At 68.7% G+C, this 22,608-nt stretch carries 20 protein-coding genes and 1 riboswitch; of the genes, 18 read left to right on the forward strand and 2 right to left on the reverse strand.

The features are described from left to right. The first annotated feature begins 83 nt into the window (after positions 1 to 83). Genes DOM66_RS08650 through DOM66_RS08665 form a run of 4 tightly spaced genes read left to right on the forward strand, consistent with a single transcriptional unit; the run spans position 84 to position 4,540 of the window. The gene (locus tag DOM66_RS08650; RefSeq protein WP_110689883.1) at positions 84 to 773 is read left to right on the forward strand and encodes a cupredoxin domain-containing protein; all 690 of its coding nucleotides are present in this window, start codon (positions 84 to 86) and stop codon (positions 771 to 773) included. Further along, positions 774 to 3,194: a bifunctional diguanylate cyclase/phosphodiesterase gene (locus tag DOM66_RS08655; RefSeq protein ID WP_110689884.1), complete on the forward strand. Its 2,421-nt coding sequence runs from the start codon at positions 774 to 776 to the stop codon at positions 3,192 to 3,194. 19 nt (positions 3,195 to 3,213) lie between these two features. Further along, complete coding sequence (locus DOM66_RS08660) at positions 3,214 to 4,080, forward strand: DUF3034 family protein (RefSeq protein WP_110689885.1); 867 nt, start codon at positions 3,214 to 3,216, stop codon at positions 4,078 to 4,080. 13 nt (positions 4,081 to 4,093) lie between these two features. After that, positions 4,094 to 4,540: a group I truncated hemoglobin gene (locus DOM66_RS08665; RefSeq protein ID WP_110678036.1), complete on the forward strand. Its 447-nt coding sequence runs from the start codon at positions 4,094 to 4,096 to the stop codon at positions 4,538 to 4,540. A 118-nt stretch (positions 4,541 to 4,658) separates the two neighbouring features. Here DOM66_RS08665 and serA read toward each other — a convergent pair whose 3' ends face one another. After that, a complete protein-coding gene (gene serA / locus DOM66_RS08670) occupies positions 4,659 to 5,909 on the reverse strand; it encodes a phosphoglycerate dehydrogenase (protein WP_110678039.1) in 1,251 nt (416 codons plus the stop codon). Between the two features lie 430 nt (positions 5,910 to 6,339). Between serA and DOM66_RS08675 the strand changes: the two genes are divergently transcribed. The 5 genes from DOM66_RS08675 to DOM66_RS08695 all read left to right on the forward strand — a co-directional run bounded on the left by DOM66_RS08675 (position 6,340) and on the right by DOM66_RS08695 (position 10,979). Next, positions 6,340 to 6,609 (forward strand): exodeoxyribonuclease VII small subunit, encoded by a 270-nt coding sequence (locus tag DOM66_RS08675; protein WP_110678041.1) that lies wholly within the window; start codon positions 6,340 to 6,342, stop codon positions 6,607 to 6,609. After that, positions 6,599 to 7,501 (forward strand): polyprenyl synthetase family protein, encoded by a 903-nt coding sequence (locus DOM66_RS08680; protein WP_110678043.1) that lies wholly within the window; start codon positions 6,599 to 6,601, stop codon positions 7,499 to 7,501. Before DOM66_RS08675 ends, DOM66_RS08680 begins: the two co-directional genes overlap by 11 nt. An 18-nt stretch (positions 7,502 to 7,519) precedes the next feature. After that, positions 7,520 to 9,508 carry a 1-deoxy-D-xylulose-5-phosphate synthase gene (locus DOM66_RS08685; protein ID WP_110689886.1) on the forward strand — a complete coding sequence of 663 codons (1,989 nt, stop codon included), beginning with the start codon at positions 7,520 to 7,522 and terminating at the stop codon, positions 9,506 to 9,508. A 10-nt stretch (positions 9,509 to 9,518) separates the two neighbouring features. Continuing rightward, positions 9,519 to 10,295, forward strand: coding sequence for a co-chaperone DjlA (gene djlA / locus DOM66_RS08690; protein WP_110689887.1), 777 nt, complete (start codon positions 9,519 to 9,521; stop codon positions 10,293 to 10,295). An 84-nt stretch (positions 10,296 to 10,379) separates the two neighbouring features. Further along, positions 10,380 to 10,979, forward strand: coding sequence for a methyltransferase domain-containing protein (locus DOM66_RS08695; protein ID WP_110678049.1), 600 nt, complete (start codon positions 10,380 to 10,382; stop codon positions 10,977 to 10,979). Between the two features lie 10 nt (positions 10,980 to 10,989). On the opposite strand, the gene DOM66_RS08700 is transcribed toward DOM66_RS08695, so the two are convergent. Then, positions 10,990 to 11,574, reverse strand: coding sequence for a TetR/AcrR family transcriptional regulator (locus DOM66_RS08700; RefSeq protein WP_110678051.1), 585 nt, complete (start codon positions 11,572 to 11,574; stop codon positions 10,990 to 10,992). Between the two features lie 240 nt (positions 11,575 to 11,814). On the opposite strand from DOM66_RS08700, the gene DOM66_RS08705 reads away from it, so the two are divergent. From DOM66_RS08705 to atzF, 9 genes are all read left to right on the forward strand, one after another. Continuing rightward, the gene (locus DOM66_RS08705) at positions 11,815 to 12,162 is read left to right on the forward strand and encodes a DMT family transporter (protein WP_110678053.1); all 348 of its coding nucleotides are present in this window, start codon (positions 11,815 to 11,817) and stop codon (positions 12,160 to 12,162) included. Continuing rightward, complete coding sequence (locus DOM66_RS08710) at positions 12,159 to 12,494, forward strand: DMT family transporter (RefSeq protein WP_110678055.1); 336 nt, start codon at positions 12,159 to 12,161, stop codon at positions 12,492 to 12,494. The genes DOM66_RS08705 and DOM66_RS08710 overlap by 4 nt, the downstream gene beginning before the upstream one ends. A 225-nt stretch (positions 12,495 to 12,719) precedes the next feature. Then, a riboswitch (guanidine-I (ykkC/yxkD leader) is annotated at positions 12,720 to 12,856 on the forward strand. A gap of 69 nt (positions 12,857 to 12,925) precedes the next feature. Next, positions 12,926 to 13,978 (forward strand): putative urea ABC transporter substrate-binding protein, encoded by a 1,053-nt coding sequence (locus tag DOM66_RS08715; RefSeq protein ID WP_110689888.1) that lies wholly within the window; start codon positions 12,926 to 12,928, stop codon positions 13,976 to 13,978. A gap of 36 nt (positions 13,979 to 14,014) precedes the next feature. After that, positions 14,015 to 14,842, forward strand: coding sequence for an ABC transporter permease (locus tag DOM66_RS08720; protein WP_110689889.1), 828 nt, complete (start codon positions 14,015 to 14,017; stop codon positions 14,840 to 14,842). After that, the gene (locus tag DOM66_RS08725; RefSeq protein ID WP_110678061.1) at positions 14,839 to 15,660 is read left to right on the forward strand and encodes an ATP-binding cassette domain-containing protein; all 822 of its coding nucleotides are present in this window, start codon (positions 14,839 to 14,841) and stop codon (positions 15,658 to 15,660) included. The genes DOM66_RS08720 and DOM66_RS08725 overlap by 4 nt, the downstream gene beginning before the upstream one ends. After that, the gene (locus DOM66_RS08730; protein ID WP_110689890.1) at positions 15,657 to 16,391 is read left to right on the forward strand and encodes an urea amidolyase associated protein UAAP1; all 735 of its coding nucleotides are present in this window, start codon (positions 15,657 to 15,659) and stop codon (positions 16,389 to 16,391) included. Before DOM66_RS08725 ends, DOM66_RS08730 begins: the two co-directional genes overlap by 4 nt. Before the next feature lie 14 nt (positions 16,392 to 16,405). Next, the gene (locus DOM66_RS08735; protein ID WP_110689891.1) at positions 16,406 to 17,044 is read left to right on the forward strand and encodes an urea amidolyase associated protein UAAP2; all 639 of its coding nucleotides are present in this window, start codon (positions 16,406 to 16,408) and stop codon (positions 17,042 to 17,044) included. Positions 17,045 to 17,174: 130 nt separating this feature from the next. Beyond that, positions 17,175 to 20,792, forward strand: coding sequence for an urea carboxylase (uca, locus tag DOM66_RS08740; protein WP_110689892.1), 3,618 nt, complete (start codon positions 17,175 to 17,177; stop codon positions 20,790 to 20,792). Then, positions 20,789 to 22,606 carry an allophanate hydrolase gene (gene atzF, locus DOM66_RS08745; RefSeq protein WP_110689893.1) on the forward strand — a complete coding sequence of 606 codons (1,818 nt, stop codon included), beginning with the start codon at positions 20,789 to 20,791 and terminating at the stop codon, positions 22,604 to 22,606. The genes uca and atzF overlap by 4 nt, the downstream gene beginning before the upstream one ends. The last annotated feature ends 2 nt before the right edge of the window (positions 22,607 to 22,608 follow it).

The raw sequence follows: 22,608 nt of genomic DNA on the forward strand, positions 1-22,608 counted from the left end.
ACCCCTTGAGGCGAGCGGTGCGCGGAGCGTGATCGGCGGTTGGTCGCGCTCGCCGCGCGCCGCCGCCGAGCGAGAGCGCCGAGATGTGCCTGACCCCTTCCCACCGATGGACCCTGAGCGCGCCGCTGGCGTCGCTGATGCTGCTGGCGTGGGCGACCCCCGCGGCCAGCGCGCAGCTACAGATCACCGATGTCGCCACCGGCACGCCGCTCGGCGACGCGGTGGTCGAGGTCTATGCGCCATCCACGGCGGGCTCGGTCAGCGCCGCCGACCACTACCAGATCGTGCAGCGCCAGGCCACGTTCATCCCGCACGTACTGCTGGTACCGGTGGGTGCCGAGGTCAGCTTTCCCAATCGTGACACCACGCGCCATCACGTCTACTCCTTCTCGCCGGCGCACCCGTTCAGACTCGATCTCTATCTCCAGGAGACGCCGCCGCCGGAGCGCTTCGACCACGCCGGCGTGGTCGTGCTCGGCTGCAATATCCATGATGCGATGGAAGCGTTCATCGTGGTCAGCGATGCGCCCTATCGCACGCTCACCGGTGACGATGGTCGCGCCATCTTCGATCTGCCGCCGGGCCAGCATCGGCTGCGTGTGTGGCACCCCCGCCTGGAGGATACGCATCTCGAGTGGTGGGAGGGGGAGATCGTGGCCGATCAGTCCCGTGAGGTGGCGCTCACCCTCGCGGCGAGTCTGCCCCCGGTACCCGCGCCCTCGGCGCTGCAGCAGCGCTTCCAGCGCGCGCTCGAACAGACGCAGGCCAACTGAGTGTCGTTTCGCCGACGCTTGCTGCTGATCATGCTGGCGGTGATGGCCGTGGCCCAGCTGGTCGCCGCCATCGCCACCCTGGGCACGATCCATCGCGACATCATGCAGAAGGGGGGGCGCGAGCTGGAGGTGGGGCTCGGGGTGATGCGCCAACTGCTCGACGAGCGCGGCAAGCAGCTGCGCAACAGCGTCGGCATCCTGACCTCGGACTTCGGCTTCAAGAGCGCGATCGCCTCTCTGGACCTGAACACGCTGGCCAGCGTGCTGGCCAATCAGGGCGAACGGGTGGGAGCCGACATGGCGCTGCTGGCGGCGCCGGATGGCACCATCGTGGCCAGCAGCCACCATGCCCCGGGCACGCCGATGCCATTCCCGCGACTGTGGCAGCAGGTGCGCCAGTCCGGCGAGGCGACCGGCGTGGTGCTGCAGGACCAGCGCCCCTATCAGTTCGTCATGCTGCCGGTGCGGGCGCCCAATCTGATCGGCTGGGTCGGCATGGGGTTCCTGCTCGACACGCCGCTGGCCGAGGAGATTGCCCAGTTGACCCGGCTGCAGGTCAGTTTTCTGGTGAGTGATGCAGAGCCGGCATCCGGTGCGTCGGGCGAACATGCTGCGGGCTATGTCGCCGGCGCGCTGGCGCAGGCGCCGCCCGAGGCGGTGAGCGCGCTGCGCGTGGATCTGGCGCGGGGTGACTATCTGCATCACAGCGGCGTCGACGCCAGGCTGGACGCCCTGGTGCTCGCCTCGCCGCTGATGGTCTCTGGGATCACCCCCGGTGCCGGTCAGGGCAAGGTGCCGGGTCAAGGCCAGGGCCAGGTCTATGCGGTGGTGGAGCACCCTCGTGCGGATCTGCTGGTGGTGTTCCAGGCACTCGGCTGGCGGCTGGCAACGATCTTTGCGCTGACCCTGGCGCTGACCGCGCTGGTGGCCGCCTTCAGCGCCCGCGGCATGTCGCAGCCGCTGATCCAGCTGGCCCGGGTCGCCCAGCGTATCGGACGCGGCGAGCGGGTCACCGAGGTGCCGACCGGCAGCGGCGGCGAGATCGGGCTGCTCGGCCGCACGCTGGTGGCGATGCAGAACGATATCGAGACCCGCGAGCGGCAGCAGCGTCATCAGACGCGGCACGATCAACTCACTGCGCTGGCCAACCGCCACTCGGCGCAGCAGGACATTGCCGAAGCGGTCGCGGCGGGGCAGCCGTTCACGCTGCTGCGGCTATCGATCTACGGCTTCCGCCATATCAACGACACCTTCGGCTACGCCGTCGGCGACCAGGCGTTGCGCCAGTTGGCGAAGCGCCTCGCCAGCTGCCCGGCACCGGTGCATCACGCCTACCGCCTGGGCGGCGACGAGTTCCTGCTGCTGGTCGACTCAGCGGCCGTCGATGCCCGCTGGCTGGCATCGCTGCGCGAGGGGTTGGCGCGGCCGATCGAGCTCGACCACTCGCCGCTGCGCCTGCAGCTCGTCTATGGCGAGGTCAATTTCCCTGAACACGGGCGTGAGACGCCGCTGCTGCTGCGCCGGGCCGAGATCGCCATGGCCATGGCCAAGCAGCAGCGGCTCGGCTATCTGCGCTACGTGGAGGGGCAGGATGAGAAGCGCCTGCGCGAGATGACGCTGGTACGCGATCTGCAACTGGCGGCCGAGCGCGGGCAGCTGAGCATGGTCTACCAGCCCAAGATCGCCGCCGCCGACGGGGCGCTGGTCGAGCTCGAGGCGCTGATGCGCTGGCAGCATCCGGAGTTCGGTTTCATCCCGCCGGACGAGTTCATCACCCTGGCCGAGAGCGCCGGCCTCATGTCCCAACTGACCGGCTGGATGCTGACCACGGTGTGCCGGCAACTGGCCGCCTGGGAGGCCGAGGAGGGGCTGTGCCTGGCCGTGGCGGTGAATCTGTCGGCGCAGGATGTGATCGATCCGGCCCTGCCGCAGCAGCTCGCGCAGGTACTGGCGACCCACGGCCTGGAACCGGCCCGGCTGGGGCTGGAGGTGACCGAGAGTGCGATCATGTCCGATCCGGAGACATCCCGCCGGGTGCTGGCCGACCTGTCGCAGCGCGGTGCCAGCACCGCGATCGACGATTTCGGCACCGGCTACTCCTCGCTGGCCCAGCTCAAGCGGCTGGCGGTACGCCAGCTCAAGATCGACAAATCCTTCATTCTCAAGCTCGAGCAGCAGTCCGACGACCGCATCATCGTGCACTCGACGATCGAACTCGGTCACAACCTGGGGCTCGAGGTGGTCGCCGAGGGCGTCGAGACCGAGGCCGCGCGGGCGCTGCTGGTCGAGCTCGGCTGCGATTATCTGCAGGGCTATGGCATCTCGCGCCCTTTACCCGCGGCCGCCGTGGTCGGGTGGATCGCTGCCTATACCCCCGGCGTGCGCCAACCCCTGCGGGCCACCCCGGAGTCGACACCATGATCCTGCGAGGCACCGTCTGATGGCGAGACGCATATCCCGCTGGGGCCGGCGCCTGGCCCTGGGTATCACCGCGCTGCTGGCCGCCGCGCTGGTCACCCCGGTACAGGCGGGGAGCCGCCTGCTGGGCACCGGCGGCGTGACCCAGATCGAGGGCGCCGCCGGTGGCGGGCTATCACCCTGGGGCGTGCTCGCCGGTACCGCCAGCGATACCGAGGTGGCGGTGACCGTGGCCGCCAGCGAAGCGTGGCTGGACGACTACGGCCTGCGCGTGCGCGGGGTGGGGGTCAACTGGCACGACCGGGTGGAGCTCTCCTACGCCCGCCAGCGGCTGGCGCTCGACACCCTGGGCGGCGTGCTGGCGCAGGATATCTATGGGGTCAAGCTGCGCCTGTTCGGCGACCCGCTCTACCACCCCTGGGGTAGCTGGAGTCTCGGCGTGCAGCACAAGCGGCTCGATCAGGGGCAGGCGCTGGCGCGGGCCGTGGGCGCCAAGTCGACCCAGGGCAACGATCTCTATCTGGCCGGCAGCAAGCTGTTCTTCGACGCGGTGGCCGGACGCAACCTGCTGGCCAACCTGACGCTGCGCTCGACCCGCGCCAATCAGGGTGGGCTGCTCGGCTTCGGTGGCGATCGCGACAGCGGCCGTTCGCTGGTGGCCGAGGGCTCAATGGGGCTGTTCCTGACCCCGGCCTGGGTGGTCGGGGTGGAGTATCGACAGAAGCCGGACAATCTCGGCTTTGCCCAGGAGCAGGCGTGGCAGGACCTGTTCACCGCACTGTTCCTGACTCGCCACCTCTCGCTGACCGGTGCCTGGCTCGACCTTGGTGATATCGCCGGGCTCGAGAACCAGCGTGGCGGCTATCTGTCGCTGCAACTGGCGCTTTGACGGGGGGCTTGTGATGTATCCGATCTTGACGCGTGGGTACCTGGCCGCGCTACTGCTGGCGTGGGCCCTGAGCGGCTGTGCCGGGGCGAAGCCGCAGCCCGCGCCGACCCTCTATCAGCAACTCGGCGGCGAGCAGGGCATCCACGCCATCGTCGAGGACTTCGCCTATCGTCTCGCCGATGACCCCGAGCTGGTGGGTTTCTTCGCCAACACCAATATCGACTACTTCGTCGGCTCTCTGGCGGACTACCTGTGCGTGGTCAGCGATGGGCCCTGCGTCTACCAGGGCGCGCCGATGGACAAGGCGCACCAGCACATGGGCATTCATGAGGCCGACTTCAACCGCCTGGTCGATGCGCTCCAGGCGACGCTGCTCGCCCAGCCGATCTCCGCGTCGGCGCGCAACCAGTTGTTGAAACGGCTGGCGGCGCAGCACGCCGCGGTGATGCGCTATCAGTGAGGTGTCGGTCAGAGGCACCAAGGCCCGCGCCGGGTGGCGCGGGCCTTGGTAGGTAGAGATCGACCTGGCAGTGCGCGCGCCTCGACCCTGTGGCCGGGCTCAGGCGCGATAGTCGGGCTCAGGTGCGGTAGTCGGTCTCTGAGTAGAGCACGCGCAGGCGCACGGTGTGGTTGACCTGCTTGAGCGCGTCGAGCGCCTGCGGGCCGTAGGCCTTGTCGACGTCGATCACCACGTAGCCGACCTTGTCGTTGGTCTGCAGGAACTGGCCGGCGATGTTGATGCCGTTCTCCGACAGCACGCGGTTGATCTCGGAGAGCACGCCGGGCACGTTCTCGTGGATGTGCAGCAGGCGGTGCTTGTCCGGGTGCGAGGGCAGCGCCACCTCGGGGAAGTTGACCGAGGTGATGGTGGTGCCGTTGTCGGAGTAGGTGACCAGCTTCTCGGCCACTTCGATGCCGATGTTCTCCTGCGCTTCCAGGGTCGAGCCCCCGATGTGCGGGGTCAGGATCACGTTCTCCAGACCGCGCAGCGGCGAGACGAACTCCTCGCTGGTGCCCTTGGGTTCGACCGGGAAGACGTCGATCGCCGCGCCCAGCAGCTTGCCGCTCTGGAGCGCTTGTGCCAGCGGCTCGATCTCGACCACCGAACCGCGCGAGGCGTTGATCAGAATGCCGCCCTGCTTCATCAGCGCGATCTGCTCGGCGCCGATCATCCAGCGGGTGGCGGGCAGGTCGGGCACGTGCAGGCTGACCACGTCGGCGCGCGCCAGCAGCTCCTCGAGGCTACCCACCTGGCGGGCATTGCCCAGCGCCAGCTTGGTGACCACGTCGTAGTAGATCACGTCGAGGCCGAGGGACTCGGCGAGCACGGAGAGCTGTGCGCCGATGCTACCGTAGCCGACGATCCCCAGGGTCTTGCCGCGCGCCTCGTGGGAGTTCTTGGCCGACTTGAGCCAGCCACCCTGATGGGCGCGGGCGTTCTTCTCCGGGATGCCGCGCAGCAGCATGATGGTCTCGGCCAGCACCAGCTCGGCGACCGAGCGGGTGTTGGAGAAGGGCGCGTTGAACACCGGGATCGCGCGCGCCAGGGCGGCGTCGAGATCGACCTGGTTGGTGCCGATGCAGAAACAGCCCACCGCGGTGAGCTTCTCGGCGGCGGCGAAGACGCGCTCGGTGAGCTGCGTGCGCGAGCGGATGCCGATGAAGTGGACGTCACGGATCTTGTCGATCAGCTCGTCTTCGCTGAGCGACGTCGAGAGCGTTTCGATGTTGGTGTAGCCCGCATTGAGCAGCGAATCCACGGCGGACTGATGAATGCCCTCGAGCAGCAGAAACTTGATCTTGCTCTTGTCCAGAGACGTCTTGGCCATTGGGGGATCAACCTTTCTTCATCGGCTTGTCGCGAGCGCGTCGCGGTGATGGGAAATCCGTCGGCAGGCGCGGGCGTCGCGCGAGCTCACACACTGTCGGGAGGCCGCCGCCGGCGGGCGCATAGCGTAACACAGACGTCGCGGGTGAGGATGAAAATGACGCACGCAGACATGAATGCCGTGCAATCGTGACAGCATTGTGGCACGCGCCGGGGCCTGTGCCTCCGCGCCGACTCAACCTGTGCCCCTGCGGCGAACAAAATGGGCAAGCAGCGCGACGATTTCACCCCGAGGGCAGACGACCCCCGGGGGCGGCGGTGTATACTCGAAGACCGTTTTCGCTTGGTGCCGGTGGCTTCGCCGCCGCGCCCTCGACCCGGCTCCCGCTCGCGCCCGCGCGAGGCACTGGGAGCGACGCTATGAGTGCACCATGTCTGACAAGATGGCCGAACAGGACGTTCCCCAGGACTTCGCCACCACGCTGACCCAGCTGGAGCGGCTGGTGGCGCAGCTCGAATCCGGCGAACTGACGCTGGAAGCCTCACTGGCCGCCTTCGAGCGCGGTATCCGTCTGACCCGCGATGCCCAGAGCCGCCTCGATGGCGCCGAGCTCAAGGTGCAGGCCCTGCTCGAACAGGCCGACGGCACGCTGCAGTCGGTGCCGTTCGAGACCACCGGAGAGCCACCGCATGCCCCCTGAGACCGTGCTCGAGCAGGTGCCGCCGGAAGCCGCCGTCGCCGCCGCACGAGCGCGCAGCGAACAGGTGCTCGCGGCCTGGCTGGAGCGCTCGCCGGGGGTGTCGGCGGCGCTCGACGAGGCGCTGCGCTACAGCGTGCTCGGCAGCGGCAAGCGGCTGCGCCCGGTGCTGGTCTACCTCGCCGGCCAGGCGCTGGGGGCGCAGCCCGTGGCTCTCGATCCCGCCGCCGCCGCGCTGGAGATGATCCACGCCTACTCGCTGGTCCACGACGATTTGCCGGCGATGGACGACGACGATCTGCGTCGCGGCCGGCCTACGGTGCACCGCGCCTTCGACGAGCCGCTGGCGATTCTCGCCGGCGATGCGCTGCAGACGCTGGCCTTCGAGGTGCTCGCCTCCCGCGAGCACCCGCGCCTCGCCGCGCTCGTCACCACCCTGGCCCAGGCCGCCGGCCGTGACGGCATGGCGGCGGGGCAAGCGATCGATCTCGCTGCGGTGGGTACGCCGCTCGATCTCGCGGCGCTCCAGGCGATGCACCAGCACAAGACCGGCGCGCTGATCCGCGCCGGGGTGCGTCTGGGGGCGCTGGTGGCGGTGGCCGAGAGCGACCCGCGGGTGGCGGCGCTCGACCGCTACGCCGCCGCCATCGGCCTGGCGTTCCAGATCCACGACGACGTGCTCGACGTCACCGGTGATACCCAGACCCTGGGCAAGACCTCGGGCGCCGATGCGCACCGCGACAAGCCGACCTATCCTGCGCTGCTGGGGCTGGAGCGCGCCCAGGCACGGGCCCGCGAGCTCCTCGATGAAGCCCTCGCGGCGCTGGCGCCGCTGGGTGACGCGGGCGCGCCGCTGGCGTGGCTGGCCCGTTTCATGATCGATCGCGATCACTGACCGGTAACGACCTATTCTATGAAGCTGTTCGACGAGATCCCCACGCAGCGCCCGCTGACGCCGCTGCTAGACACGCTCGATGCGCCGGAGGGGCTGCGCCAGATGACGCTGGCGCAGCTGCGCCAGGTCGCCGACGAGCTGCGTGCCTACCTGCTCTACAGCGTCGGTGTCAGCGGCGGCCATTTCGGCGCCGGGCTCGGCGTGGTCGAACTCACGGTGGCGCTGCACCGCGCGCTGCAGACCCCCCACGACCGGCTGGTGTGGGACGTCGGCCACCAGGCCTATCCGCACAAGGTGCTCACCGGCCGCCGCGATGCCCTCACCGGCATCCGTCAGTACGGCGGTCTTGCGGCCTTCCCGCGGCGCGAGGAGTCGCCCTACGACACCTTCGGCGTGGGCCACTCGAGCACCTCGATCTCGGCCGCGCTGGGCATGGCGCTGAGCGCCCGCGCCAAGGGCGAGAAGCGCCGCGCCTGCGCGGTGATCGGTGACGGTGCGCTGACCGCCGGCATGGCCTTCGAGGCGCTGGCGCACGCCGGCCACGTCAAGGCCAACCTGCTGGTGGTGCTCAACGACAACGAGATGTCGATCTCCGAGAACGTCGGCGGCATGGCCAGCTACCTGACCCGCATTCTCACCAGCAAGCCCTATGCGGCGGTGCGCGAGAACGGCAAGCGGGTACTCTCGCATCTGCCCGGCGCGCTGGAGCTGGCGCGGCGCACCGAGGAGCACGTCAAGGGCATGATCAGCCCGGCGACGCTGTTCGAGGAGATGGGTTTTCACTACATCGGCCCCATCGACGGCCACGATCTGGCCGCGCTCAACCAGGCGCTGGAGGCGCTGCGCGACCAGGAGGGGCCGCAGTTCCTGCACGTGCGCACGCGCAAGGGTCGCGGCTTCCGGCCCGCCGAGGCCGACCCGATCGGCTTCCACGCCATCACCAAGCTCGAGCGCAAGCCGCCGGCGCCGCCGCGGGTCGATGCCGAGCGCGCGCCCGCTGCGGCAGCGCCGACGTCCCAGGCCAAACCCGACGATTCATTGCCCCCGAAGCCGCGCAGCGAAGAGATGTTGCGCCCGAAACCGCGCAAGTACTGCAACGTCTTCGGCGACTGGCTGTGCGATATGGCAGCGGCAGATGCACGCCTGATCGGTATCACGCCGGCGATGCGCGAGGGCTCCGATCTGATCCGGTTCTCGCAGACCTACCCCGAGCGCTACTACGATGTGGCGATCGCCGAGCAGCACGCGGTGACGCTGGCCGCCGGCATGGCCTGCGAGGCAATGAAGCCGGTGGTGGCGATCTACTCGACCTTCCTGCAGCGCGGCTATGACCAGCTGGTGCACGACGTCGCGGTGCAGCACCTCGATGTCACCTTCGCCATCGACCGGGCCGGACTGGTGGGCGAGGATGGCCCGACCCACCATGGGGCGCTGGATCTCTCCTATCTGCGCTGTGTGCCCGGCCTGGTGGTTCTCGCGCCGGCGGACGAAGCCGAATGCCGCGCCATGCTCACCACCGCCTATCACCATTCCGGCCCGGCGGCGGTGCGCTATCCCCGAGGGACCGGCCCCGGCAGCGAGCTGCCTCAGGATCTCGAGGCGCAGGTGCCGATCGGCCGCGCGCAGACCCGGCGCGAAGGCGAGCGCGTGGCGCTGCTCGCCTTCGGCAGCCTGAACACACCGGCGGCCGAGGTCGCCGAGCGGCTCGGGGCGACGCATCTCAACATGCGTTCGGTCAAGCCGCTGGATCGCGAGGCCATCGTCGCCGCGGCGCAGACCCACGAGCTGCTGGTCACGCTGGAGGAGAACGTGGTCGCCGGCGGCGCCGGCAGCGGCGTCAACGAGCTGCTGGCGGCGGAGGGGCTGACACCGGCGGTGCTCAATCTGGGCATCCCCGATGCCTTCGTCGAGCATGGCAAGCCGGCCGAGCTGCTGCGCGACTGCGGGCTGGACGCCGCCGGCATCGAGGCGGCGATCCGCGCCCGCCTGAACGTCAACGACAACTGATAGGACTTCCATGTCTATTGCCATTCTGATCGGCGCCTTCATCGGCTACCTCGCCGGCAAGCTGCCGGGTCTCTTGATCGGGGCCGGGATCGGCTGGTGGATCAGCCGCAAGCTGCGCCAATCCGTGGTGGGGCGGGTGGTGGGCATCCAGCACCAGTTTCTCGAATCCACCTTCGCGGTGATGGGCTGCATCTGCAAGGCCGATGGCCATGTCACCCGCGACGAGATCCGCACCGCCGAGATGCTGTTCGATCGTCTGCACCTCAATGGCGAGATGCGCGAGCGGGCCAAGGCGGCGTTCAACCGTGGCAAGGGTTCCGATTTCGATCTCGACGCCGAGGTCGCCACCATTCGCCGGGTCACCGGCGGCCAGCGCGCACTGCTGCAGGTGTTCCTGCAGGTGCAGCTGGCGGCGATCGCCGCCGACGGCCAGATGCACGAAGCCGAGCACACCATGCTGTTGCGCGTGGCCCGCGGCCTGGGCTTCTCGGAGGCCGAGATCCAGCAGATCGAGGCGATGCTGCGCGGTGGCCCGAACCAGGCCGGTGGCAGCCAGGCGAGCAGCGGCCAGACCCTGGAGGACGCCTATCGTGTGCTGGGGATCTCCGAGGAGGCCAGCGACGCCGAGGTCAAGCGCGCCTACCGCAAGCTGATGAGCGAGAACCACCCCGACAAGCTGGCCGGCAAGGGGCTGCCGGAGAGCATGCGCGAGATGGCCAAGGAGCGTACCGCCGAGATCAGCAACGCCTACGAGCTGATCCGCAAGCAGCGCGACAGCCGCGCCTGACGCCGCCCGCCGCGGCCGGCATCGACGCCGCGCCCCGGCTTGGATAGGATCGAGCCGGATCGTCGCGGCCACAGGACGTCCTGCATGCCAGGGAAAGCCGGTTTCTATCGCACCACCGCCAGACTGCTCGGCGCCATCGACCGACGCGGCCTGGTCCTGCGCTACCGCTACGGCGATCGCCGCCTGCTCGAGGAGTGCGTGTTGCCGGCGCTCGATGCCGATCCGGCGGTGGTGTCTGTGCTGCTGGTCGGCTGTGCCTGGTACACCCGCCACTACCCCGCGCTGCTGCCCTCGGCCGAGGTGATCACCATGGAGATCGACCCGGCCAAGGCGGTCTTCGGCGGGGCGCGCCATATCGTCGCCGACATGGCCCATGTGGATGCGCATATCGCCCCCGCCTCGCTGGACGCGGTGATCTGCAACGGCGTGCTGGGCTGGGGGCTCGACCATCCGGCGGCGATCGAGGCCGCCTTTGCCGGCGCCAGCCGCTGCCTGCGTCCGGGCGGGCTGTTCCTGCTCGGCTGGAACGACATCGCCCCGCGCAACGCCTGCCCGCCGGATACCATCGCGGCGCTCGACGGCCTGGCCACCGCCGATATCCCCGGCCTGCGTACCCACTCGGTGGTGGCCCAGGCACGCAACCGGCACTGCTATCAGGCCTGGCGCAAACCGCTGCCGGCCTGAGTAGTGCCATTCAGCCTGCGCGCACGCCGCGCCAGAAGACCTGCCACACGCCCTCGAAGCGTCGCGCCAGCGCGGCCTTGTCGTACATGAAGGTTTCCGACAGCAGCCCGTCCACCAGGCAGTAGAAAGCGGCGATGAAGGCCGCTTCGTCCAGTGCCGGGTGCAGGGCGGCATCCGCCTGGCCGGCGCTGAAGATCTCGCCCAGACGCTGGTCGAGGCGCTGTTCGGCGCGGGCGCTGAGCGCCCGCGCCTCGACGCTGAGCTCCTGGGGCGGAAAGAGCAGGAAGCGCTTGTAGAAAACCCCCTGATGCTCGCGGTAGGAGATGGTGCAGCAGCACTCGACCAGGTGGCGCAGGCGCTGCTCGAAGGGCGCCTGGCGCTGGCTGGCCAGGCTCTCCGCCACCAGCGCCAGGATGGCGTTCTCGGCGTCGTCGGCGAGCTCGAGGAAGAGGGCGGCCTTGCTCTCGAAATGGTTGTAGATCGAGGGCTTCTTGATACCCGCCTCGGCGGCGATCTGGGCCAGGCTGACGCCTTCGTAGCCGTGACGGGCGAAGCGCGACAGGGCGATCTGCTTGAGATGGCTGCGGGTGTCCAAGCGGCACTCCTGGGCGAGGGGCGGGAAAAGCGAGAGCTTGCCAGAGTCGGTAGGCGTGAATAAACTAACGACCGTTAGTTAGTAGTGTCTGCCATGAATACAGAAAGGTCTATCGCGAACGTAGAAAGATCTGCCGTGAACACAGAAAGGTCTGTCGCGCGTTCGTCGGGCCTGTCGCCAGGCAGCAAGGTCGGTAGCAAGGGCCATCGGCCCATGGAGCAGGAGAGGGGAGACGTCAGCATGAGTCGCACAAGCCAATGTCGAGTTCCCCGGGCAGCCGTGCGCTGGGGCATCCTGCCGCTGGCCGGTCTTGCCGAGGTGGGCTGGGCCGCCGGGCTCAAGCACGCCGACAGCGTGATCGAGTGGGGGCTCACGGCCGGACTGGCGGTGGCCAGCCTGTGGCTGGCCTCACGGGCGGTGCGCTATCTGCCCACCAGCACCGTCTATACCGTCTTCGTCGGCATGGGCGCGGCGGGCACCGTGATCGCCGACTGGCTGCTGTTCGGGGTGGCCTTCCAGTGGCCGGTGCTGGGCTGTCTGGTGCTGCTGATGGTGGGCGTGATCGGACTGCAGCGGGTGAGCGCATGAACCTGGATATCACCACCTGGCACTGGCTGGCGCTGCTCGCCTCCGGCGCCTGCGAGATCGTCGGCGTGAGCGGCTTCGCACGTCTGCACCGCGGCCAGCGCGCCAGCGGCATCGCGCTGCTCGGCGTGGGTTTCGGCTGCTCGCTGGGGCTTTTGTCGATCGCCATGCGCTCGATCGACATGGGCATCGCCTACGCCGTCTTCACCGGTATCGGCACCCTCGGCAGCACGCTGATGGGCATGTGGCTGTGGGGCGAATCCCGCCGGCCGCTGCGGCTCGCTTTCGTCGGCCTGATCGTGGTGGCGGTGGTCGGGCTGAAACTGGCGAGCTAGGCGCCCGGGGTGGTGCACCGGATTGATGCGTTTGCCGCTGGCGGCGTGCCACCCTGGCGCATCGGCGCCACGCGCAGACAGCGACGCGGCCTGCCTCTGACAGCTAGACCCATGTTAATGAAGGATTATTCGTTTCTGGCCGGGTTCTTGCTTGAGCATGATGCAGCAAGAGAACGAACTGGGAGTGATCGGTAGCACTCGCTACCGTGGATGAACAATTCGGTTTCAATGGGTGGCTAGGGTTCCGGTCGTGAGGGAGTCGCGCACGATGGCTGGTCCGAGAGCTACCGACCTGATGTAGACCGAGCCTGTCGAAGGGCGCGGTGGATCAGGTTACACGGCGGGACAAAAGCCCGGGAGGATCAGGTGCAGCTTGCTGCTACCGATACTCCCAGCGCTTTGTCCATCACCGCCGTCGGAGACTCGAATCCATGACCCTACGCCACGCCCTCCTGAGCTTGCTCACCGCCGCCTCGCTGGCTGCGACCCCTGCCGCTTTCGCGCAGTCGCGCGATCACTTCTCGATCTGCTGGTCGATCTATGCCGGCTGGATGCCCTGGGGCTATGCCGACACCCAAGGCATCGTCGACAAATGGGCCCACAAGTACGGTATCGACATCGATGTGGTGCAGGTCAACGACTACATCGAATCGGTCAATCAGTACACCGCCGGCAATGTCGACGGCTGTGCGATGACCAACATGGATGCCCTGACCCTGCCCGCCGCCAGCGGCGTCGACTCCACCGCGCTGATCGTCAATGACTACTCCGACGGCAACGATGGCGTCGTGCTCAAGGGCAGCGACGACCTCGCCGACATCAAGGGCCGCAAGGTCAATCTGGTGCAGTTCAGCGTCTCGCACTATCTGCTGGCGCGGGCGCTGGAGAGCGTCGGGCTGAGCGAGCGCGACATCGAGACCGTCAACACCACGGATGCCGACATCGTTTCGATCTTCCCCCATGGCGATGTCGAGGCGGTGGTGACCTGGAACCCCCAACTGAGCGCGATCGAGCAGCTCGACGACGCCCATCTGGTCTACAGCTCGCACCAGATCCCGCGTGAAATCCTCGATCTGATGGTGGTCAATACCGACACCCTGAAGGCCAACCCCGATTTCGGCCGGGCTCTGGTCGGTGCCTGGTACGAGGTGATGCAGAAGATGGCGGCGGGCGACGAGGCGGCGCTGGCGCAGATGGCCGAGGCCGCCGGCACCGATCTTGCCGGTTATCGCCATCAGCTCGCCGCGACCCACCTGTATACCGACCCCGTCGAAGCGGCGTCACTGCTGCGCGGCCAGTCGCTGCTGGAGACCATGCGGCGCGTCGCCGAATTCAGCTTCAAGCACGGCCTGCTGGGCGAGATGGCGCCCAACCCCGGCTTCGTTGGCATTCAGAACCCCAGTGGGGTGTTCGGCAATGCGGACAACATCAAGCTGCGTTTCGACCCGACCTATACGGAAGCCTACGCCGCCTCGCAGAAGTGAGCGACGCCACGCCATCGACCTGACGAGGCTCCGTCCATGAAACGACTCATCAACATCCGGCCGTCGCGCGGCGGCCGCTGGCTGCTGGGGGCGTTACCCTTCGTGCTGCTGGGGCTGGTCTACCTCGGCCTCTCCCGGGCCAGGCTCGCCGCCAGCCCCAACGAGCGCCTGCTGCCGGCGCCCAGCACCATGCTGGAGACCTTTCACCAACTGGCGACCGAGGCCAGTGTGCGCACCGGCACCATTCCGCTGTGGGGCGATACCCTGGCGAGTCTCGAGCGGCTGGGGCTCGGGGTCGCCATCAGCGCCTTGATCGGCCTGACGATCGGGCTGCTGACGGGCGGCCTGCCGCTGCTGCGGGCCAAGCTGTCGCCGCTGGTCACGGTGCTCTCGCTGGTGCCGCCTATGGCCATTCTGCCGGTGCTGTTCATCGCCTTCGGCACCGGTGAGATGGCCAAGGTGGCGCTGATCGTCATCGGTGTCACGCCGTTTCTGATTCGCGATCTGCAGAGCCATGCGCTGCGCCTGCCGGATGAACAGCTGATCAAGGCGCAGACCCTGGGCGCCAACTCCTGGCAGGTCCTGCTGCGGGTACTGCTGCCCCAGCTCACGCCGCGCCTGCTCGCCTCGACCCGACTGGCGCTGGGCAGCGCCTGGCTGTTCCTGATCGCCGCCGAAGCGATCGCCGCCCAGGATGGGCTGGGTTATCGCATCTTTCTGGTGCGCCGCTATCTGGCCATGGATGTGATCCTGCCCTACGTGGCCTGGATCACGCTGCTGGCGTTCCTCCTCGACCGCGCCCTGGCACGGGTCTCGCAGCGCGCCTTCCCCTGGTATCACGCCGAGGAGGGCGATGCGTCATGAGTCAGACAGAGAGACAGCCCGCGCTGCTGGAAGCGCAGCACCTGGAGAAGCGCTACGGCGATCAGCTGGTGCTCGAGCGCTTGAGCTTCCGCGTCGAGCGCGGTGAGTTCGTCACCCTGGTCGGCGCGTCCGGCTGCGGCAAGACCACCTTCCTCAAGCTGCTGCTGGGCACCGAGCGCATCTCGCGCGGCAGCCTGCGTCTGGATGGCCGCCCGCTGCCCGACGAACCCGGCCCGGATCGCGGGGTGGTGTTCCAGAAGTACTCGGTGTTCCCGCACCTCAGCGTGCTCGGCAACGTGACCATGGCCGAGGAGCTCGCCCGTTCGCCGCTGCTGGGCAAGCTCTACGGCGCGGCCCGCCGACGGGCCCGCGACAACGCCGTCGCCAGGCTCACCGAGGTGGGATTGGCAGGCGCGCTGGAGAAGTACCCGCACGAGCTCTCCGGTGGCATGCAGCAGCGTCTGGCCATCGCCCAGGCGCTGATGATGAAGCCGCGCATCCTGCTCCTCGACGAGCCCTTCGGCGCGCTGGACCCCGGTATCCGCCAGGACATGCACGGCCTGATCACGCGGCTGTGGCGTGAGCAGCAGCTGACCATCTTCATGATCACCCACGACGTCAAGGAGGCGTTCGCGCTGGGCACCCGGCTCTGGGTGTTCGACAAGGTTCGCCACGACCCCCAGGCACCCAACGCCTACGGCGCCACCATCACCTACGACCTGCCGGTCGGGGCGCAGCAGCGCCCTCCCGAGGCGCTCGTCGAGCGTCTCGATGCCACCGGCCGCTTTCACCCGACCTCCCAGGAGACGCTGACATGAGTACGCACTCCGGCGACGACGCGCGCTATACCACGCACCTGCCCGGCGGCCACCACTGGTCGCTGCGCCTGCGCCGCGGCACCACGCTGACACTGACGGCCCGCGAGGCCGACACCAACGTCGGTCTGCTCTGCTACAACCCCGAGAATCTGCTCGAACGCCTCAATCTGCCGGATACGCTGAAGGCCCAGCACACCTTCAAGCTGACCCGCGGTCACTGCCTCTACTCCGACATGGGGCGCATCTTCGCCTCGATCGTTGCCGACGACCTGGGCTGGCACGACAGCGTCGGCGGCAACCTGATGCCGCACCATCTGCTCGCCAAGGGTTGGCAGGCGGTCAGCTATCAACAGGCGCACAACGCCTGGACCCGCAGCGGCTACGACAGCTTCCTGGTCGAGCTGGCCAAGTACGGCCTCGGTCGGCGCGACATGGCTGCCAACCTCAACCTGTTCTCGAAGGTGGAGAGCGATACCCAGGGGCGCCTGCGCTATGTCCCGGGGCACTGTCAGCCCGGTGCCAGCGTCACCCTGCGCCTGGAGATGGACACCCTGGTGATCCTGCACACCTGCCCGCACCCGCTCGATCCCAGCCCCGACTATCCACACCGCGGGGTGGAGATCGCGCTGGGGACCGCGCCGGCGCCCACCGAGGAGGACATCTGCTACCGCTCGCGGCCGGAGAACGCCCGTGGCTTCGCCAACAATCGCCTCTATCACCTCGGCCTGTAAGGGAGCACCGCGACATGATCATCGAGAGTAACCAGCGCCCCGAGAACGCCGTCAGCCGCACCACGGTCGAGGCCGGCGATCACTACATCGGCATCGTCCGGGCCGGCCAGACCCTGCGTCTGCTCGACCTGGAGGGCAACCAGGCCGCGGACACGCTGTTCTTCAACGCCCACGACACCGCCGAGCGCTACAGCGCCATGGACACCCTGCGCGAGCAGGGCGAGGTCTACCTGAGCGCCGGCTCGAAGCTGCGCTCCAACGAGGGCCGGGTACTGCTGACCATCACCGCCGACACCTGCGGTCGTCACGACACCCTGGGTGGCGCCTGTGCCAGCGAGAGCAACACCGTGCGCTACGACCTGGAAAAGCGCCACATGCACTCATGCCGCGACAACTGGATGCAGGCGATTTCCGATCATCCCGAATACGGTCTGACCAAGCGCGACATTACCCACAATATCAACTTCTTCATGAACGTCCCGGTGACCGAAGAGGGGGGGCTGACCTTCGAGGATGGCATCTCGGCGCCGGGCAAGTACGTGGAGATGGTCGCCGAGATGGACGTGGTGGTGCTGATCTCCAACTGCCCGCAGCTCAACAACCCGTGCAATGGGTATGACCCGACGCCGATCGAGCTGCTGATCTGGGATTAGCGAGACCGACCTGTCTGGCCAGCCTTCGCGACGACTTGCCAGCCTCGCAGGCAGCGTCATTGGTCATGGAGACGACTCCATGACGACCCCAGTCCTGGCGGGACGGCCCGCCGAGTCATGGACCGATGTCATGTTCCGTAAAGTTCTGATCGCCAATCGCGGGGCCATCGCCGCGCGTATTCAGCGCACGCTCGTGCGCCTGGGTATCGGCTCGGTGGTGGTCTACGCCGAAGCCGACCGCGACGCGCCCTATGTGTTCGCCGCCGACGAGGCCTACTCCCTCGGTGAGGGCGGCGCCGCCGATACCTATCTCGCCATCGACAAGCTGATCGATATCGCTCGGCGCAGTGGCGCCGAGGCAGTGCACCCCGGTTACGGCTTTCTCTCCGAGAACACCTCTTTCATCCAGGCCTGCGAGGCGGCCGGGCTGGTCTTTCTCGGCCCCACCCCCGAGCAGATTCGCGACTTCGGCCTGAAGCACGAGGCGAGGGCGCTGGCCGAACGCGCCGGAGTGCCGCTGGTGCCCGGCTCCGGGCTGCTCGAAGATCTCGATGCGGCCCGGCGGGAGGCCACCTGCATCGGCTACCCGGTGATGCTCAAGTCCACCGCCGGCGGCGGCGGCATCGGCATGCAGGTGTGCGCCGATGCCAGCGAGCTCGAACGCGCCTTCGACTCGGTACGTGGCCTCGGTGAGCGCAACTTTGGCGATGCCGGCGTCTTCGTCGAGGCCTACATCGCCCGGGCGCGGCATCTGGAGGTCCAGCTGTTCGGCGACGGCCAGGGCCAGGTGGTCGCCCTCGGTGAGCGCGACTGCTCCACCCAGCGCCGCCATCAGAAGGTGATCGAGGAGAGCCCGGCACCCGATCTGCCCCAGGCCGTGCGGCGTGAACTGCACGCCACCGCCGTGCGCCTGGGCGAGGCCGTCGCCTATCGCAACGCCGGCACCGTGGAGTTCATCTACGATGCCGAGCGCGAGCGCTTCTATTTCCTCGAGGTCAACACCCGCCTGCAGGTCGAGCACGGCGTCACCGAGGCCGTCTGGGGCGTCGATCTCGTCGAGTGGATGATCCGCCTCGGCGCCGGCGAGCTGGCGCCGCTCGAGACGCTGGTTCAAGCACTCGAGCCGCGCGGCCATGCCATCCAGGCACGTCTCTACGCCGAGGACCCGAGCCACGATTTTCGGCCCAGCGCCGGTCTGCTCACCGAGGTCGCCTTCCCCGAGGCGCCGGGGCTGCGCATCGACCACGCCATCGAGGCGGGGCTGGAGATCTCGGCGCTGTTCGATCCGATGCTGGCCAAGGTGATCGTCCACGCCGAGGATCGCGACAGCGCCCGCACGCGCCTGGCCGACGCCCTGGCGGGTGCCAGCGTCTACGGTTTCGAGACCAACCGTACCTGGCTGTCCCATGTGCTGCGGGATGCCCGCTTCCGTGATGCCGAGCTGCACACCCGCTGGCTGGCCGATCTCGCCTGGGCGCCGCCGGCCATCGAGGTGCTCACTGCCGGCACGCTGACCACGATTCAGGACTACCCCGGACGCCAGGGCCACTGGGATGTGGGGGTCCCCCCCTCGGGGCCCTTCGACGACTGGTCGTTTCGTCTCGGTAACCGCCTGCTCGACAACCCGGCCGATGCGGCGGGGCTGGAGATCACCCTGACCGGCCCGGCGCTGCGCTTCCACCGTGCCACCCAGATCGCGCTCACCGGCTGCGAGCTGCCCGCCGATCTCGACGGTGAGTCGGTGGCCTTCTGGCAGGTGCTGGAGATCCCCGCCGGCGCTACCCTGGCCCTGGGCAAGGCGCGTGCCGGCGCGCGTGCCTACCTGCTGGTACGCGGCGGCATCGACTGCCCGCGCTATCTCGGCTCGCGCAGCACCTTCACCCTGGGCCAGTTCGGCGGCCATGCAGGCCGCGCGCTGCGTAGCGGCGACATGCTGGCCCTGCCCGAGCTGGCGCCCACCGCGCCGCGCATTCTGCCTGAAGCACTCAGACCGGGGATCGGCGGCGCCGACGCCCCGGTGCGCGAGATTGCCGTGCTCTATGGCCCGCACGGGGCGCCGGACTTCTTCACCGAGGCGGATATCGACACGCTCTTCGCCCACGAGTGGGAGGTGCACTACAACTCCAGCCGAACCGGGGTACGCCTGATCGGCCCGCGCCCCGAGTGGGCGCGGGCCGACGGCGGCGAGGCCGGGCTGCACCCGTCGAACATCCATGACAACGCCTACGCCTTCGGCACCATCGACTTCACCGGCGACATGCCGGTGATCCTCGGCCCGGACGGCCCCTCGCTGGGGGGCTTCGTCTGCCCGGCGACGGTGGTGCGCGCCGAGCGCTGGAAACTCGGACAGCTCACCGCCGGTGATCGTGTTCGCTTCGTGCCGGTGGATCTGGCCACTGCCCGCGCCCTCGAGGCGTGCCAGCAGGCCCAGCTGGCAACGCTGAACGGCGGCGACAGCGTGGCCTTGACCGCGCAGCGCGGCAGCCCGGTGCTGCGCGAGGTGGCGGCCGCCAGTGCCGGCGAACGACTCGTCTACCGGCGCGCCGGCGATGACTTCCTGCTGGTCGAGTTCGGCGCCATGGAGCTCGACATCGCGCTGCGCTTTCGCGCCCACGCCTGGATGCTGTGGCTGCGCGACAACCCGCTGCCCGGCCTGCGGGAACTCACTCCGGGCATCCGCTCGCTGCAGATTCACTACGAGCCCGACGAACTCCACCTGGGTGAGATGCTGGCGCATCTCGAACGGGCCGAGGGGGAGCTGCGCGATGTGGCGTCGCTGGAGGTCGAAGCGCGCACCGTGAACCTGCCGCTCTCCTGGGACGACCCCGCCTGCCAGGAAGCGATCGACAAGTACCAGCGCAGCGTGCGTCCGGACGCGCCCTGGTGTCCCAGCAACCTGGAGTTCATCCGCCGCATCAACGCGCTCGACAGTATCGAGCAGGTCCGCAAGATCGTCTTCGACGCCCGCTATCTGGTGATGGGGCTGGGCGACGTCTATCTCGGCGCCCCGGTGGCCACCCCGCTCGATCCGGCCCAGCGCCTGGTCACCACCAAGTACAACCCGGCGCGCACCTGGACGGCGGAGAACTCGGTGGGGATCGGCGGGGCCTACCTGTGCGTCTATGGCATGGAGGGCCCCGGCGGCTATCAGTTCGTCGGGCGCACCCTGCAGATGTGGAACCGCTATCGTCGCACCGAGCACTTCGACAACCCCTGGCTGCTGCGCTTCTTCGATCAGCTGCGCTTCTTCGAGGTCAGCCATGAGGAGTTGATGCGCATCCGCCGTGACTTCCCCCACGGGCGCTATCCGCTCGAGATCGAGCGCACGCGCTTCCGGCTCGCCGACTACCAGGCCGAGATCGACGCCCACGCCGAGCGCATCGACCGCTTCCGCGAACGCCGCGAGGCCGCTTTCCAGCAGGAGATGGCCGCCTGGCGCGCCAACGGCCAGTTCACCTTCGAGGACCAGACGCCGGAGGCCGGCGAAGCGACAGAGCTCGACGGCGATGAGTCGGGTGTCGACAGCCCGGTCACCGGCAGTCTGTGGAAGCTGATGGTCGACGTCGGCGATGTCGTGACGCCCGGCCAGGTCGTCGCCCTGGTCGAATCGATGAAGATGGAGGTTGAGATCACCGCCCGCGAGGCGGGCACGGTGACCCGCCTACCGCTGGGTGAGGGCGGCGCCGTCGCCCCGGGCCAGCCGATCGTGATTCTCGAACAGAGCGCCCACCAGGAGACCTCGGCATGAGTGCCATCGACATGACCCTCACCGCGCTGCTGGCGCGCTATCGTGCCCATGCACTGACCCCGCGGGAGCTGATCGCCGAGCTGCTGGCGGATACCGAGGCGCGCGCCGCCGATCCCGCCTGGATCACACGGCTGTCGCGCGAGCAGCTCGAGCCCTATCTGCTGCGCCTGGATGACGCCGATCCGGCCGACCTGCCGCTCTATGGCATCCCCTTCGCGATCAAGGACAACATCGATCTCGCCGGGGTACCCACCACGGCGGGCTGCCCGGCCTACGCCTATACGCCCGCGGCGTCGGCCTTCGTCGTGCAGCGCCTGATCGAGGCCGGCGCCATTCCGCTGGGCAAGACCAACCTCGATCAGTTCGCCACCGGATTGGTCGGCGAGCGAGCCCCGGACGACTACGGCGTGCCCGCCAACGCTTTCTCCGCCGAGCGCATCCCCGGCGGCTCTAGCAGCGGCTCGGCGGTCGTCACCGCCCAGGGCCAGGTGAGCTTCGCCCTGGGCACCGATACCGCCGGCTCCGGGCGCGTCCCGGCCTGTTTCCACAATCTGTTCGGGGTCAAGCCGACGCTGGGGCTGCTGAGCACCGCCGGCGTGGTGCCGGCCTGCGCCACTCTGGATACCATCAGCCTGTTCGCGCTGAGCGCCGACGATGCCCATGCGGTGCTGAACGTGGCCTCTGCGTACGATCCCGACTGTGCCTGGTCGCGGCGTCACGACTTCGCCGTGGCCGGTCAGACCTACGGTGCGGCGCCTGCGCGCTTTCGCTTCGGCGTACCCCTCGCCTCACAGTGGCACACCGACGCCGACTACAGCGCCGGCATGCGCCAGGCCATCGCAGAGCTCGAGTCATTGGGAGGCGAAAAGGTCGAGCTGGACTGCGCGCCGCTACTCGCCGCCGCGCGTCTGCTCTACGAGGGCCCCTGGGTCGCCGAGCGCTACCATGCGGTGCGCGAGTGGATCGAGACGCGTCCCGAGGTGCTGCACCCGGTGACCCGCCGGGTGATCGAGGGCGGTGGCGAGCCGCGGGCGGTGGACGCCTTCGCCGCCCGCTACCAGCTCGCCGAGTACAAGCGTCAGGCCGATGTCCTGCTCGCCGGGGTCGACGTCATGCTCGCACCGACCACCGTGACCCATCCGACCAAGGCCGAGGTGGCCGCGGCGCCCATCGCCGTCAACTCGCAGCTGGGTACCTGGACCAACTTCATGAACCTGCTCGACTACAGCGCCCTGGCCGTGCCCACCGGTTTCACCGAGAGTGGCCTGCCGTTTGGCGTCACGCTGTTCGGGCCGGCCTTTGCCGATCTCTCGCTGCTGAGCCTGGGGCGTGCGCTGGAGCGACGTCTCGAGCTGCCGCTGGGCGCCACCGGTCTCGCGCGGGTGCCTACCCCGGCGCTGCCGGAGGCCCGTGACGGCAGCCTGGCGCTGGTAGTGTGCGGCGCGCATCTCGACGGTCTGGCGCTCAATCATCAGCTCAGGCAGCGGGGCGCGGTGAAGGTCGCCACGACCCGCTCCAGCCCGCGCTATCGGCTCTATGCGCTGGCCGGCGGCCCGCCGGCACGCCCGGCCATGGTGCGCGACGACGTCGATGGCGCCGCCATCGAGGTGGAGGTCTGGCGCCTGCCGATCGCCAGCGTCGGCAGTTTTCTCGCCGGCATTCCCGCGCCGCTGGGGCTGGGGAAGGTCGAGCTGGAGGACGGTGCCTGGCACTGCGGCTTCATCGCCGCCGCCGGGGCCCTGGAGCATGACGGGCCGGCCGAGGACGTGACCCGCTTCGGCGGATGGCGAGGGTGGCTCGCCGCGACGGATTGAGC

The sequence above is a fragment of the Salinicola endophyticus genome (assembly GCF_003206575.1).
In the GTDB taxonomy this organism is placed as follows: Bacteria; Pseudomonadota; Gammaproteobacteria; order Pseudomonadales; family Halomonadaceae; genus Salinicola; species Salinicola endophyticus.